General features: G+C 64.5%; 13 protein-coding genes. 4 read left to right on the plus strand and 9 right to left on the minus strand.

Annotation, left to right across the window (positions count from 1 at the left end):
- Nucleotide 1: 1 nt before the first annotated feature.
- A complete protein-coding gene (locus ACJRPG_RS23705) occupies nt 2-1342 on the plus strand; it encodes an erythromycin esterase family protein (RefSeq protein WP_408002575.1) in 1341 nt (446 codons plus the stop codon).
- On the opposite strand, the gene ACJRPG_RS23710 is transcribed toward ACJRPG_RS23705, so the two are convergent.
- From ACJRPG_RS23710 to ACJRPG_RS23720, 3 genes are all read right to left on the minus strand, one after another.
- The gene (locus ACJRPG_RS23710) at nt 1289-1609 is read right to left on the minus strand and encodes a DUF1294 domain-containing protein (protein WP_408002623.1); all 321 of its coding nucleotides are present in this window, start codon (nt 1607-1609) and stop codon (nt 1289-1291) included. The two genes, ACJRPG_RS23705 and ACJRPG_RS23710, sit on opposite strands and share 54 nt — an antisense overlap.
- Nucleotides 1606-2625: a tryptophan--tRNA ligase gene (gene trpS / locus ACJRPG_RS23715; RefSeq protein WP_408002576.1), complete on the minus strand. Its 1020-nt coding sequence runs from the start codon at nt 2623-2625 to the stop codon at nt 1606-1608. The genes ACJRPG_RS23710 and trpS overlap by 4 nt, the downstream gene beginning before the upstream one ends.
- A 119-nt stretch (nt 2626-2744) precedes the next feature.
- Complete coding sequence (locus ACJRPG_RS23720) at nt 2745-3191, minus strand: hypothetical protein (RefSeq protein WP_408002577.1); 447 nt, start codon at nt 3189-3191, stop codon at nt 2745-2747.
- Nucleotides 3192-3414: 223 nt separating this feature from the next.
- Between ACJRPG_RS23720 and ACJRPG_RS23725 the strand changes: the two genes are divergently transcribed.
- On the plus strand, nt 3415-5259 hold the full coding sequence (locus tag ACJRPG_RS23725) for a CocE/NonD family hydrolase (RefSeq protein ID WP_408002578.1): 1845 nt from the start codon (nt 3415-3417) through the stop codon (nt 5257-5259).
- Here ACJRPG_RS23725 and ACJRPG_RS23730 read toward each other — a convergent pair.
- Nucleotides 5246-6175, minus strand: coding sequence for an AraC family transcriptional regulator (locus tag ACJRPG_RS23730; protein WP_408002579.1), 930 nt, complete (start codon nt 6173-6175; stop codon nt 5246-5248). The genes ACJRPG_RS23725 and ACJRPG_RS23730 overlap by 14 nt on opposite strands.
- A 168-nt stretch (nt 6176-6343) precedes the next feature.
- Between ACJRPG_RS23730 and ACJRPG_RS23735 the strand changes: the two genes are divergently transcribed.
- Nucleotides 6344-7072 carry an SDR family oxidoreductase gene (locus tag ACJRPG_RS23735; protein ID WP_408002580.1) on the plus strand — a complete coding sequence of 243 codons (729 nt, stop codon included), beginning with the start codon at nt 6344-6346 and terminating at the stop codon, nt 7070-7072.
- Nucleotides 7073-7077: 5 nt separating this feature from the next.
- Here ACJRPG_RS23735 and ACJRPG_RS23740 read toward each other — a convergent pair whose 3' ends face one another.
- The 4 genes from ACJRPG_RS23740 to ACJRPG_RS23755 are packed head-to-tail and all read right to left on the minus strand — an operon-like array spanning nt 7078 to nt 11676.
- Nucleotides 7078-7887 carry a substrate-binding periplasmic protein gene (locus ACJRPG_RS23740; RefSeq protein ID WP_408002581.1) on the minus strand — a complete coding sequence of 270 codons (810 nt, stop codon included), beginning with the start codon at nt 7885-7887 and terminating at the stop codon, nt 7078-7080.
- Nucleotides 7884-9131, minus strand: a complete 1248-nt coding sequence (locus ACJRPG_RS23745) for a TCR/Tet family MFS transporter (protein ID WP_408002582.1) — start codon at nt 9129-9131, stop codon at nt 7884-7886. Before ACJRPG_RS23745 ends, ACJRPG_RS23740 begins: the two co-directional genes overlap by 4 nt.
- Nucleotides 9128-11026 (minus strand): DUF3857 domain-containing transglutaminase family protein, encoded by a 1899-nt coding sequence (locus ACJRPG_RS23750; protein WP_408002583.1) that lies wholly within the window; start codon nt 11024-11026, stop codon nt 9128-9130. Before ACJRPG_RS23750 ends, ACJRPG_RS23745 begins: the two co-directional genes overlap by 4 nt.
- On the minus strand, nt 11026-11676 hold the full coding sequence (locus ACJRPG_RS23755; protein ID WP_408002584.1) for an HD domain-containing protein: 651 nt from the start codon (nt 11674-11676) through the stop codon (nt 11026-11028). The genes ACJRPG_RS23750 and ACJRPG_RS23755 overlap by 1 nt, the downstream gene beginning before the upstream one ends.
- Nucleotides 11677-11816: 140 nt before the next feature.
- On the opposite strand from ACJRPG_RS23755, the gene ACJRPG_RS23760 reads away from it, so the two are divergent.
- On the plus strand, nt 11817-12293 hold the full coding sequence (locus tag ACJRPG_RS23760) for a chemotaxis protein CheW (RefSeq protein ID WP_408002585.1): 477 nt from the start codon (nt 11817-11819) through the stop codon (nt 12291-12293).
- Here ACJRPG_RS23760 and ACJRPG_RS23765 read toward each other — a convergent pair whose 3' ends face one another.
- Entirely contained in the window at nt 12294-12767 is a 474-nt protein-coding gene (locus ACJRPG_RS23765) for a reverse transcriptase-like protein (RefSeq protein WP_408002586.1), read from the minus strand. It lies immediately after the preceding gene.
- Nucleotides 12768-12895 lie beyond the last annotated feature (128 nt).

Here is a 12895-nt window from a genome sequence, read left to right on the forward strand (position 1 = left end):
CATGGCGGACCAGGCCATCATCAGCGCGCTGCGGCGCGAGGCGCAGCCCCTGGCGGCTGGCGAAGAATTCGATTCCCTGCTGGAGCACATCGGCGACGCATCCATCGTGCTGCTGGGCGAGGCCACCCACGGCACGCGCGAGTTCTACCAGCTGCGCGCGGAAATCAGCAAGCGGCTCATCGTGGAAAAGGGCTTCGATGCGATTGCCGTGGAAGCCGACTGGCCCGATGCGCTGCGCGTAAGCTGCTTCGTGCAGCATGGCGGCAGCGACATGACGGCGGAGCAGGCGCTGTCCGGCTTCAAACGCTTTCCGCAATGGATGTGGCGCAACCACGAGATCGTGGAGCTGGTGAACTGGCTGCGCGCGCACAACACGCATGTGGCCAGTGCGGCGCGCCGTATCGGCTTCTATGGCCTGGATCTATACAGCCTGCAGGCATCCATGCATGCGGTGGTGGCGTATCTGGACAAGGCCGATCCGCAGGCCGCGCAGCGTGCGCGCGAGCGCTACGCCTGCATCGACCACATGGCCGAAGATCCGCAGCGCTATGGCTACGCCACCACCTTCGGCATGAAGGAGGACTGCGAGCAGGAAGTGCTGCGGCAGTTGCTGGAACTTTCGCGCCAGGCGGCCGAGTATGCCGAAGCAAGCGGCGGCACGGTGCCGGACGAACTGTTTTATGCCGAGCAGAACGCGCGCGTGGCGCGCAATGCCGAAATCTACTACCGCGCCATGTTCCAGGGGCGCGACGAGTCCTGGAATGTACGCGACTCGCATATGGCGGAAACGCTGGAGGCATTGCGCGAGCATATCGGCCAGCGCACGGCGCGTCCGGCCAAGGTGGTGGTGTGGGCCCACAACTCCCACCTGGGGGACTGCCGCGCCACCGAGATGGGCGAGCACGGCCAGCTCAACCTGGGGCAACTGGTGCGCGAACGCTACCGCCCGGAAGATACCTTCCTGCTCGGTTTCACCACGCACACCGGCACGGTGACGGCGGCCACGGAATGGGACGGCCCGGCGGAACTCAAGCGCATCGTGCCCTCACGCCAGGGCAGCCTGGAACGGCTGCTGCATGAAGTGGGCATCCCGCGCTTCCTGCTGCCGGTCCGCGGCCGGCAAAGCGTGCTGGCGCAGCTGCACGAGCGCTACCTGGAACGCGCCATCGGCGTGATCTACCGGCCGGATACGGAGCGCATGAGCCACTACTTCCACGCCGATGCGGCGCGCCAGTTCGATGCACTGATCCACGTGGACACCAGCACGGCGCTGCAGCCGCTGGAACGTTCAGCCCTGTGGCCGCAGGATGAAGTGCCCGAGACTTACCCCAGCGGCCTGTAAGCACCACAGCAGGGCCGCCAGCAGCGCGAGGTTCAGCGCCACGGTGGCCCAGAACTTCAGGCGGAACGAGGTTTTGATGGATTTGTGGCGCAGCCATTGCTGCGCAAGCAGGCCGCCCGGCCAGCCGCAGGCCAGTCCAAGCAGCAGGAGCGTGCGCTCCGGGGTGCGGCGCCGGCCCTTGCGGGCGGCGGATTTGTCGATCGCGTAAGCGAAGAAGCAGATGACGCTTGCCGTCCCGTAGACGGCAAGGAGGGCGGCGAGGATCAGAAGTAGCTCAGGCCGAGGGCGGCCTTCACTTCATCCGCGGTGCGGGCCGCCACCTCGCGCGCCCGCGCGGTGCCATCCTTCAGCAGCTGCATCACGTAGCCCTTGTCCTTCGCGTATTCCTCGCGGCGGGCGCGGATCGGCGCCAGCATTTCCTGCAGCACGCCTTCCAGGCGTTTCTTGACGACGGTATCGCCCAGTCCGCCGCGCACATAATGCGCTTTCATCTCTTCCAGCGAGGCCTTGTCGGTGTCGAATGCGTCAAGGTAGATGAAAGCCACATTGCCTTCCAGGTGGCCGGGATCCTGCACACGCAGGTGCAGCGGGTCGGTGTAGACTTTCTTCACGGCGGCGGTGATTTCGTCGGCCGAGGCGCCGAGGTTAATGGTGTTGCCCAGCGACTTGCTCATCTTGGCCTTGCCGTCGGTGCCTGGCAGGCGGCCGATTTCCGGCACCAGGGCGCGGCATTCCACCAGGATGTCGCGGTTGGCGATGCGGTTGAAGCGGCGCACGATCTCGTTGGTCTGCTCGATCATCGGGATCTGGTCTTCGCCCACCGGCACGATGGAGGCCTTGAAGGCCGAGATATCGGCGGCCTGGGACGCGGGGTAGGTAAGGAAGCCAGCCGGAATATCGCGCTCGAAGCCGCGCAGCTGGATTTCAGCCTTCACCGTCGGATTGCGCTCCAGTCGCGCCACCGTCACCATATTCAGGTAATAGAAAGTCAATTCCGCCAGCTCCGGGATCTGGGACTGGATCAGGATGGTGGATTTGGCCGGGTCGATGCCGACTGCGAGGTAATCCAGGGCAACTTCAACAACATTGCGGTGGACTTTCTCGGTGTCGTCCATATTGTCGGTCAGCGCCTGCGAGTCGGCCAGCATGATGAACTGCTTGTATTCATGCTGATAAGCAACACGATTGCGCAAACTGCCGACGAAATGGCCAAGGTGCAGCGGACCGGTAGGACGGTCGCCGGTCAGGATGACGGCAGGGGAGGACGACGGGGACTGGCTCATGAGAATTCCTGGATGACAGCAAAGAGGCGGCGGTATGGTTGCAGTTTGCTGCCTTGCTGTCAAGTTTTGCCCCCGCTGTCCCACCTTGGGGTCAGGCCCCACGGTGGGACAGTGCCGCTTTAGCGGCGGTTCGGATTGTTCGGCGCGTCGTCGTAGCGGTTCGGCACGCCGTCGTTGTCGCGGTCGCGATCCATACGGTTGGGCACGCCGTCATTGTCGCGGTCGCGGTCGTAGCGGTTCGGGATGCCGTCGCGGTCACGGTCGCCACGGCGCCATTCGCCGCGCTGGAATTCCCAGCGGCCGTCCCTTTCCATCCACACCGGTTCGCTCCACGCATAGCCGGCGCGGGCTTTCACATACTTGCCCTTGATCCACACGTAGCGGTGGCCGTTCCAGTTCCAGTAGCCCGGCGTCCACACATAGCCGCGGCGGGCAGGCGGGATGTTTTCATGGCGCGGCTGCGGCGGCGCGGTGCGCACCACGATAACATCGGCGCTGGCGATCATAGGCACAGCCATCGAGCCCACAGAACCGGCAATCATTGCAGCGATCAACAGTTTTTTCATGATGTGTACTCCTTCGTTCTGATGTGTGAGCTCATTATTGCCGAGACCCCTTGTAAGGAATGTGCGCGCACGCTCTTAGCTTGTAAGGAATTGTTCCGTTGCTCCGGAGACATCATCGGAGTAGACTGGGCGGATTGACCAAACCGGAGAACACCCCATGCGCTTGCGGCTTGCATTGTTGACTTGCCTGATCAGTACTTCTGTTTTTGCCCAGACGGCACCGATGGCGCCCGATATTCCGTCGGAGCGCTTCGTGGCGCCCACCGAAGACGCCGACTACATCAAACGCGTGGTGATGGTGCCGATGCGCGACGGGGTCAAGCTGTACACCGTGATCGTGATTCCGAAAGGCGCCAGCAAGGCGCCCATGCTGCTGACCCGCACGCCCTATAATGCGGCAGGCCGTGCGAGCCGTGCCGTCAGCCCCAGCATGCTGGCCATGCTGCCGCAGGGCGACGAAACCTTTGTACAGGAAGGCTACATCCGCGTGTTCCAGGACGTGCGCGGCAAATACGGTTCCGAAGGCGACTATGTGATGACGCGCCCCTTGCGCGGCCCGCTGAACGGCACGAAAACCGATCATGCCACCGATGCCTGGGACACCATTGACTGGCTGGTGAAGAACGTACCGGAATCGAACGGCAAGGTAGGCATGCTCGGTTCCTCCTACGAAGGCTTTACCGTGCTGATGGCGCTTGCCGACCCGCATCCGGCGCTCAAAGCGGCGGTCCCAATGAGCCCGATGGTGGATGGCTGGCGCGGCGATGACTGGTTCCATAACGGCGCCTTCCGCGTCAACACGCTGGCCTACATCGCCAGCCAGACCACGGTGAAAGGCCGCGGCGAAGCCATGGCCACCGGCTGGTATGACGATTACGACGGCATCCTGCGCCAGGGGGCGGTGGCCAGCTACGCGCGCCGCTTCGGCCTCGACAAGCTGAATTTCACGAAGAAGCTGTTCGAGCATCCCGCCTACGACAGCTACTGGCAGGAACAGGCGCTGGACCGCCTGCTCGCCAAACGCAAGCCGACGGTGCCGACCATGACGGTGGTCGGCCAGTGGGACCAGGAGGATATCTACGGCGCCTACGCCGTCTACTCGGCGCTGGAGCCGATGGACAAGGACAACAAGCTGAATTACCTGGTGGTTGGCCCGTGGCGGCATAGCGGCGTAAATTACGACGGCTACAGCCTCGGCGACCTGAAGTTCGAAGGCGACACGGCCCTGCAGTTCCGCCGCGATACCATGCAGCCTTTCCTGAACCAGTACCTGAAAGACGATGCGCCGGTGGCGGACACGCCGCCGGTGCTGTTCTACCAGTCCGGCAGCAACCGCTGGCAGAAACTGAAGCAGTGGCCGCTGGCCTGCGCGTCCGGCTGCCCCGCGGCATCGAAAGCGGTATACCTGAAAGACGGCTTCAAGCTCGATTTCACCGCGCAGAAGGGCGGCGAGGAATTTGACGAATACGTTTCCGATCCGGCCAAGCCGGTGCCCTTCGTACCGCGCCCGGTGCGCATGGGGGATCCCGAAGTGTGGCGCCCATGGCTGGTGAAGGACCAGCGCTTCGTGTCCGACCGTCCGGATGTGCTGAGCTATGTGAGCGAACCGCTGAAGGCGCCGCTCACGCTGTCCGGCGCACCGCAGGTCAAGCTGTTCGCGTCCACCACCGGCAGCGACGCCGACTGGGTGGTGAAGGTGATCGACGTCTATCCGGACCAGGTGCCGGGCCAGCCGGAAATGGGCGGCTTCCAGCTGCCGCTGTCGATGGACATCTTCCGCGGCCGCTACCGCAACAGCATGGAGAAACCGGAAGCGGCCACGCCGGGCAAGGTGGAGCAGTACAGCTTCGCGCTGCCCAACGTGAACCACGTGATCAAGGCCGGCCACCGGGTGATGATCCAGATCCAGTCCAGCTGGTTCCCGCTGTACGACCGCAATCCGCAGAGCTGGGTGCCGAACATCTTCTACGCCAAGCCCGCGGACTACCGCAAAGCCACCCACCGCATCTACCATTCCGGCGCGCACAGCAGCTCGGTGGAACTGCCGATCGTTCCTACTGCACGGTGACGTAGCCGCCGGCTGAATCGCCGCGCTGCTGGGCGAGCAGCTGGCGCATTTCACGCGCTTCTTCGACCGGTGTGCGGCCGAAGAAGCGTTTGAATTCGCGGCTGAACTGGGACGTGCTCTCGTAACCCACCTTGCTGCAGGCCGTGGCGGCGGTAAGCCCGTCCTGCACCATCAGCAGCCGCGCCTTGTGCAGGCGCGTGGTCTTCAGGTACTGGATCGGCGAGGTCGTGGTCACTTCCTTGAAGCTCGCGTGGAAGGCCGCGAGGCTCATGCCCGCCTCGCGCGCCAGCGTGGCCACATCGATCGGCAGGCTGTAGTCGCTGTGGATGCGCCGCAGTGCCTTGCCGATCTTGCCGAAATGGCTCTGGTGGGCCAGCGCCGCCCGCAGCGCCGCGCCCTGCGGCCCGGTGAGCACGCGGTAGATGATTTCGCGCAGCAGGCCGGGACCGATCAGGTCCGCCTCCAGCGGCGATGCCAGGGCTTCCAGCAGCCGCAGCACCGAATCGCATAAGCGCTCGTCCACCGGCGAGGACATGAAGGCGCGCGGCGCCGACGCCATCGGCACGCCCGCCGCATCCAGCGCCATCGCCAGCTCCGCCGTGATCTTGAGATCGACCGGTATCTTGATGGCCAGCATGGGCTCCGCCTCGCTGGCGCTGACCGTCTCGCCTTCAAAGGGCAGGGGAACCGACATCACCAGGAAATGCTGGGCATCGTAATCGAAGCTTTCATCGCCCACATAACCGCGTTTGCAGCCCTGCGCCACGATGACGATGCACGGTTCGTATAGCACCTGCATGCGCTGGGTGCGGCAGTTCGTGCGCATGAATTTCACGCCCTCCAGCCGCGCCAGCGTATAGCCTTCGCGCGGCGCCAGCATGTTGAGCAGCTCCACCATGCGTGCCTTGCGGTTCATGACATCTCCTCCGGTTAAAGCAGATCAGGCACTCATTATGCGCCATTCCGGCGAATTTCCGCCAGTGCGTAGAGGATTAGGCAATAAGTCCGCAGTTTCCAGCAAACCAAATCTGGTCTCGCTCCCTACACTTCTCTCATCGCAGTTTCACCTACAGGAGAGAAAATCATGACGCAGAAAATTGTACTGATCACCGGCGCAAGCAGCGGTATTGGCGAAGCAACTGCCCGTCTGCTGGCCTCCGAAGGCCACCATGTCGTTCTCGGCGCGCGCCGCAAGGAACGCCTGGAAATCCTGGTGGGCGACATCCGCGCCAATGGCGGTTCCGCCGAGTTCAGCGCGCTCGATGTGACCGACGCCGATGATGTGCAGAGCTTTGTGCTGGCCGCGCACAGGAAGCACGGGCGGGTCGACGTGTTGATCAATAACGCCGGCGTCATGCCGCTGTCCCGCCTCGACGCCCTGAAGCTGAAGGAATGGGACCGCATGATCGACGTCAACGTGCGCGGCGTGCTGTACGGGATTGCCGCCGTGCTGCCGCTGATGCAGGGCCAGCGTTCGGGCCAGATCATCAACATCGCATCGATCGGCGCCTATGCCGTGAGCCCGACGGCAGCCGTCTACTGCGCCACCAAGTTCGCAGTGGCGGCGATTTCGGAAGGATTGCGGCAGGAAGTGGGCGGCGATATCCGCGTGACCGTGGTGTCGCCGGGCGTCACCGAGTCCGAGCTGGCCGAGTCCATTTCCGATGAAGGCGGGCGCGCCGAGATGAAGGAGTTCCGCAAGGTGGCCATCGGCGCGGACGCCATCGCGCGCACCATCTCTTTCGCCATGGCGCAGCCGGCAGATGTGGACGTGAGCGAAATCATCGTGCGCCCGACCGCCAGCATCCACTGAGCCGGTCAGCGCGGCCGGATGCTTTCCTTCAGCACCTCGGCCGGGTGGTAGCGGCGGTACGCTTCGAGCACGGTCTCGCTGCGTGCCGCCTTCTCGAATATATCGCGCAGGGCGGCACGGTCTTCGGGCCCAAGCGCCAGTCTGGAGATGTAGACGCCGTCCTGCACCCATGGCAGTTCCGGCAGCGGTTCGATGCGCAGGCGCGCCGCCAATCCAGGCACGCGGTCCGGGAAGGCATGCGCCAGCGCCGAGATAATGGTCGGGCTCATGATGGTCAGCTCGGCCGCACCGGCCTGCATCAGGCGGGCGACGGCCATTGCATCCACCTCGCGGTACAGGCGGCCCTGCTTCTCCAGCGCCTGCAGCAGCTGTTCGTAGGCCTCGCCGTAGTTATAGCCGCGCACCACCACCACGCGCAGCTCCTGCCGTGCCAGCAGTTCGGCGGCATTGGCCAGCGGCGGACGGCTGCCGCCCAGTGAAATGACGGTGGGCCGGTTGCTGATCATCGGCACGAAGATGCCGGCGCGGTCGCGCGCCGGCGTGCGGCTGGCAGGCATCAGCAGGTCCGACTGGCCGTTCTCGAACAGCCATTCCAGCCGGGCGCGCGGCACCGCCTGCATGGCGATATCGCAGCCGGCCTTCGCTGCGCCGCGCAGGATGTCCGGATAGGCGCCGGTGAACACGCCGTCCTTCACGCGCACCGTGGCGCCGGTGGGCGACAGGGGCGCAATGATCTCGCGCGAGCAGCCGGCCCAGGCGCCCTGGGCGGCCAGCAGCGTCGCCGCTGCGGCCAGAATGCGAAGTGGGGCGCTCATTTCAGGTGATGGTCCTTGAAGTAGCGGCGCGCGACGAGGATGGCGATGAACTGCATTGCCGCGGACACGAAGAAGGTGGCGCCGATGCGCCAGTCGCTCGGCGGCAGGTGGCTCACTTCCGCCAGCAGGAAGCCGCCGAACAGCGGCATGACGATAATGCCCACGCTGCTGATCGACTGCAGGGCGCCCATCAGCTCTCCCTGTTCGGTGGCTGGTACGGACTTCGAAATAATGCCCTGCAGCGCAGGCATGGCGCCGAAGGCCAGCAGGTTGCAAAGGATGAAGACGTACATCATCCAGCCCTGCGTGGCCAGGCCGTACAGCATATAGGTAATGCAGCCGGAGCCGAGCCCCAGCAGCGACAGCCGCACTTCGCCGAACAGCTTGATGAATTTGCCCAGCAGGCCGGCCTGCACCACCACCGAGGCGACGCCCACGCAGAACAGGGCCAGTCCGTTCTGCGCCGGTGTCCAGTTGAAGCGGAAGTGCGTGTAGAGCACCCAGGTACTGTGCAGCATCATCTGGGCGCAGGTGGCGAGCGCGAAAACGATCACCAGGCCGCGGATCTCGGTGCGCCGGATCAGGCGGGACAGGGTGCTCAGCGGGTTCACGCGCACCAGCTTGAAGTCGCGGCGCTGGCTTGCGGGCAGCGACTCCGGCACATAGAAATAACCGTAGATGAAATTCAGCGCCGACAGGCCCGCCGCCACGTAGAAGGGCAGGTGCAGGTCGATGCCGCCGAGGATGCCGCCCAGCATGGGCCCGGCGATGAATCCCAGTCCGAAAGCAGCGCCGATCTTGCCGAAGCTCTTGGCGCGGTTCTCGTGCGTGGAAATGTCGGACGCATAGGCCGATGCCACCGACATATTGGCCGATGACGCGCCGCCGATGATGCGGCCGATGAACAGGCAGGCCAGGTTGGGCGCCCAGGCCGTGGTCAGGAAGTTGAGGCCCATGCCGGCCAGGGAATAGAGCAGCACCGGACGGCGTCCCACGCGGTCGCTGATGGCGCCCAGCATGGGCATGAAGATGAACTGCATCAGGCCGAAGGTGGCGCCCAGTATGCCGTACCACATGGTCTGCTGGTCGCGGCTGGGCACGAACTCGCCCACCAGGATCGGCAGCACCGGCACGATCAGGCCCACACCGAGCATGTCGATGAAGATGCAGATGAGGATGAAGTTAAGGTTTCCGCTGGAGGCAGTGGCCGCATTGGCCGGGGTGTCGAGGCTTTGCTGTGTCATGGGGTACCAGGTGTGACGGGCAGGCCCGCCATTTCGGTTTCATTCAATACGAATACCAGCCTGCCGTTCATGGCCTTGCTGATGCGGTTCATTGCAGGGCGCAGCGCAAGATATTCCTGCGGGGAGCACCACGCGCGCGGATTTTCGGAACGCACGCGGCGGTTCAGCCGGTAGCGGTTGCCGTCGCGCGTGTAGTGGGCATCGAAGAAGATGCTGTCCTGCCGGATGCTGAGGTTCTTCGGCACATACAGCACATGCATGGCAGGCGGCAGTTCGATCTCCATTTCATCATCGACGTTGAAGGCTTCGCACAGCGTATCGTTGAGCCGCGCCGGTTCCGTGAAGCGCGATACGATCGCGTTCAGCGGCACCGGCCCGCCCATGCCGGGCATGAAGGACAGCACGCCGGCTTCGGGCTGGCTGACGTAATTGCGGATCCGTTCCACATAGCGCAGGCCCAGCGCATCGGCGCGGGTCTGGGGCAGCAGTTCCAGGTCGCCTTCACCTTCGTAGCCGCCGCTGGCCATGGTGCGGCGCACCCAGTCTTTCTCACCGCCGCGCCCGATGCTGTTGACGAACTGGCGCACCGCCACGGCGCTCTGGCCGTAGCCCGTAATTTCCGTGGTCCGCTCGGCCGAGCCGTCCAGCGCAACCTTGAGCCGCACCTTGCGTTCCACGCGCATGCTGTCCGGCGCGGGAAGGGGAGTGTATTGCACCTGCCTGAAGTCGCGCGTTACCAGCACCGGCTTGCCCGCATCGTTTTCGGGCAGCAGGCCGAAGGTGGTTGGCGTGTCGGTCGAATCGAGGAACAGGCCGAGCGAAGGAATATAGGTGATGGCGTGGTTGAACCACATCACCGGAATTTCCGGCAGCTTGTAGTTCTCGCGGTCGGCCAGCAGCAGCACCTGCGAGGCCGTGATGCCGCGCGCGGCCAGCAGCGCCTCCAGCAGCGCGGCGTGGTCCTTGCAATCGCCGTAGCGGCGCTGCAGGACGGTGATGGCGTCGTTCGGCACCCAGCCGCCGTCGCCCACATAGCTCGCCACATAGCGGATATTCTTGCGCACCCAGTCGTACAGCCGTTCCGCAACCTCGCGCTCGTTGCGGGCGCCTGCGCTGGCCTCCGTCGCCAGCGCGCGGATCTCCGGTGTTACCGCCGCCTTGCCTGCAGCCTGGCGCTGGTAGCCGTCGGCGATGGCCTTCCAGTCCTGGAAGGTGGAGAGCATCAGGTGCGGTGTGCGCTGCCAGCTGTTGGCCACATTCGCTTCCGGCGCCACCGTGTCCTTGCTGCGGTAGGCCCAGCGCATGGTGCGCTGGCCACCGCTGCTGCCTTCTTCCACCAGCTGCAGGTCTTTCATCGCGATCTTGAGCGGCAGGCCTTCCGGATAATGCACGGCGATCTCGCTGTCGTCGCGGATCATGTCACCGCGCAGGAAGCTCTGGTGCGACATGCCGCCCGGCAGGTCGAGCATGCGGTGCACGATGCGGTAGCGCACGTGAATGGCGTCGCCCGCGGCCAGCTTGGGGAAGGTGATCTGCACCAGTTTTTTCTGGGGGAAGGAGATCCCGCCCAGCATGCCGTCCTGGGTCTGGATATCGGATGGCGCCACCTTCACCACCACGCCGCCGGCGGTGATGGTCTCCGCAGCCAGCAGCTCGAAGGTCTGCCGGTCGGCGCTGTAATGCAGGTATTGCTGGCCCAGGGCCGAGGCGCCGGAAGCGTCCACTGCACGCCACAGGTAGTCAACCGTCTCCTCGTAGGTACTATCGGCGTTGAGCCGGATGTCGGTGCGCTCGCGCAGCGCGCGCACATAGCCTTCGCCCGTTGCCATGGCGGCGGGCGCCATCAGCACCAGCAGGAGCAGGGCGGAAAGCAGCGGGGCGAAGAGGCGGCGCATCAGTGGCCGCCCGACCATTCTGCGGCAAAGCTGTCGCGGAAAGCGGTCAGCGCGGCCAGGCGCTGTTCGCCGAGCTTGCGGCCCGCAACCGTTTGCATTGTGGCGGGCAGCGTGGCCAGCTTCACTGCGATGTGGTCCAGCGAATAGGCCTTGTCGTCCAGCGGGCGCCCGGCGCCGAGCGGATCGTCCGGATGGGCGAGGGCGCAGCCCATGCGGCCGGCGGTATAGAACATGCGCGCCAGGCCGACGGCGCCCAGTGCGTCCAGCCGGTCGGCATCCTGCACGATTTTCGCTTCGATGGTTTCCGGCGTGAGCGCGGCGGAGAAGCTGTGCGTTTCAATGGCGTGCGCAACCTCCGCCAGCAGTTCCCCGGGATAGCCCAGCGCCGCCAGTTGTTCGCGCGCCAGCTGCGCCGCCTGGCGCGAGGCGAGGTGGCGTTCGGGATGGTTCTTGGGCAGGTTGACCAGGTCATGCAGGTAGCAGGCGGTGAGCACCACCAGCTGGCTGGCCTCCGGATGGTCGGCCAGCAGCAACTGGGCATTACGCCAGACGCGGTGCAGGTGGCTGGCATCGTGCGCGCCGTCATTGCCGGCGGCAGCACTGGCCATGGCCAGCAGCCTGGGCTGCCAGCTGGCAAGCGTTTCGTTCATGGATAGTTTTCTTGATGAGATTTATCCGATTGTGGCACGCATTGTGGCATGAATGGCAGTCGCGCTCAAATTATCTTGGTGCAATGAAACTTGGTTTGGGGTAATATTTCAGCGTACTTAACCCATCCGCAGGCTTTACTATGTCGAATCTCCAACACAGCGGCGCAGGCGCCGAATACCTCGCATTCACCCTTGGCCAGGAAGAATACGGCATCGATATCCAGAAGGTCAGCGAGATCCGCAACTATGAAGAGCCGACCCGCATCGCCAGCGCGCCGGACTTCGTGAAGGGCGTGATCAACCTGCGCGGCACCATCGTGCCGATCGTGGACATGCGTATCAAATTCCGTTTGGGCAGCGCCGAATATGGCGCTTTCACCGTCGTCATCATTCTCAATATCGGCAACCGCGTGGTGGGCATGGTGGTGGATGCGGTGTCCGACGTTACCACGCTGACGCCGGAACAGATCAAGGCCGCGCCGGACATGGGTTCCTCGATCGACACCGACCATATCACGGGCCTGGGCACCATCGACGACCGCATGCTGATCCTGGTCGATATCGACAAGCTGATGTCCAGCGCCGATATGGGCCTGCTGGAAAAAATGGCTGCCTGATCAGCCGGCTGCCGCGCGCTGCGAGAGGCGGTCGGCCTCCGCATTGCGGTGGCGCGGCACCCAGTACAGCGCCACTTCTCCAACCTGCCGCATCAGCGCCACCGCCTGTGCGCGGTGCGCGGCCAGCGCCGCCGCACTGAATGTCGATTCCATCAGCACATCCTGCACCACCACCTGGCTGTCGCCGGCGACCTGCAATTCCCGCACGCCGTGCTGCACGGCCGCCTCCAGCAGGGCGATCAGCGCCAGGTATTCTGCGTCGCTGCTGCTGCCATGGCCCGCATATGCGCTGATTTCCACCCGTTCGCCCGCCGGTCCGGCCAGCACGGCGCCGATACCGATGCGGCCGGGATTGGGATGCGCCGACCCATCGAAGGCGCCGCGCCAGGCGGTTGCGGAGGGCGGGGGCTTCTGTCTTGACAGTTTTTCGGCACGGGCGAGCGCCTGGCGCAAATGTTGCGGGGATCTGGTCATTGGCATCGTCCGTCGATGGTGACGGCAATTCATCGCCCCGTAAAGGGGTTTCGTCGCAAACCGCACTTTGGCGTCTGCTCTTACGCTAGACTTCTCAAGCAGACATTCTTTTAACATCCTTGATAAAG

This window comes from Pseudoduganella rhizocola (genome assembly GCF_045984285.3).
GTDB lineage: Bacteria > Pseudomonadota > Gammaproteobacteria > Burkholderiales > Burkholderiaceae_D > Rugamonas.

Excerpts from the sequence above, each read along its gene's own strand:
- ACJRPG_RS23725 (WP_408002578.1), top strand. The coding sequence starts at position 3,415 with ATGGCGCCCGATATTCCGTCGGAGCGCTTCGTGGCGCCCACCGAAGAC.
- ACJRPG_RS23750 (WP_408002583.1), bottom strand. The coding sequence starts at position 11,026 with ATGCGCCGCCTCTTCGCCCCGCTGCTTTCCGCCCTGCTCCTGCTGGTG.
- ACJRPG_RS23765 (WP_408002586.1), bottom strand. The coding sequence starts at position 12,767 with ATGACCAGATCCCCGCAACATTTGCGCCAGGCGCTCGCCCGTGCCGAA.
- ACJRPG_RS23760 (WP_408002585.1), top strand. The coding sequence starts at position 11,817 with ATGTCGAATCTCCAACACAGCGGCGCAGGCGCCGAATACCTCGCATTC.
- ACJRPG_RS23740 (WP_408002581.1), bottom strand. The coding sequence starts at position 7,887 with ATGAGCGCCCCACTTCGCATTCTGGCCGCAGCGGCGACGCTGCTGGCC.
- ACJRPG_RS23705 (WP_408002575.1), top strand. The coding sequence starts at position 2 with ATGGCGGACCAGGCCATCATCAGCGCGCTGCGGCGCGAGGCGCAGCCC.
- ACJRPG_RS23735 (WP_408002580.1), top strand. The coding sequence starts at position 6,344 with ATGACGCAGAAAATTGTACTGATCACCGGCGCAAGCAGCGGTATTGGC.
- ACJRPG_RS23730 (WP_408002579.1), bottom strand. The coding sequence starts at position 6,175 with ATGAACCGCAAGGCACGCATGGTGGAGCTGCTCAACATGCTGGCGCCG.
- ACJRPG_RS23745 (WP_408002582.1), bottom strand. The coding sequence starts at position 9,131 with ATGACACAGCAAAGCCTCGACACCCCGGCCAATGCGGCCACTGCCTCC.
- ACJRPG_RS23755 (WP_408002584.1), bottom strand. The coding sequence starts at position 11,676 with ATGAACGAAACGCTTGCCAGCTGGCAGCCCAGGCTGCTGGCCATGGCC.
- trpS (WP_408002576.1), bottom strand. The coding sequence starts at position 2,625 with ATGAGCCAGTCCCCGTCGTCCTCCCCTGCCGTCATCCTGACCGGCGAC.
- ACJRPG_RS23720 (WP_408002577.1), bottom strand. The coding sequence starts at position 3,191 with ATGAAAAAACTGTTGATCGCTGCAATGATTGCCGGTTCTGTGGGCTCG.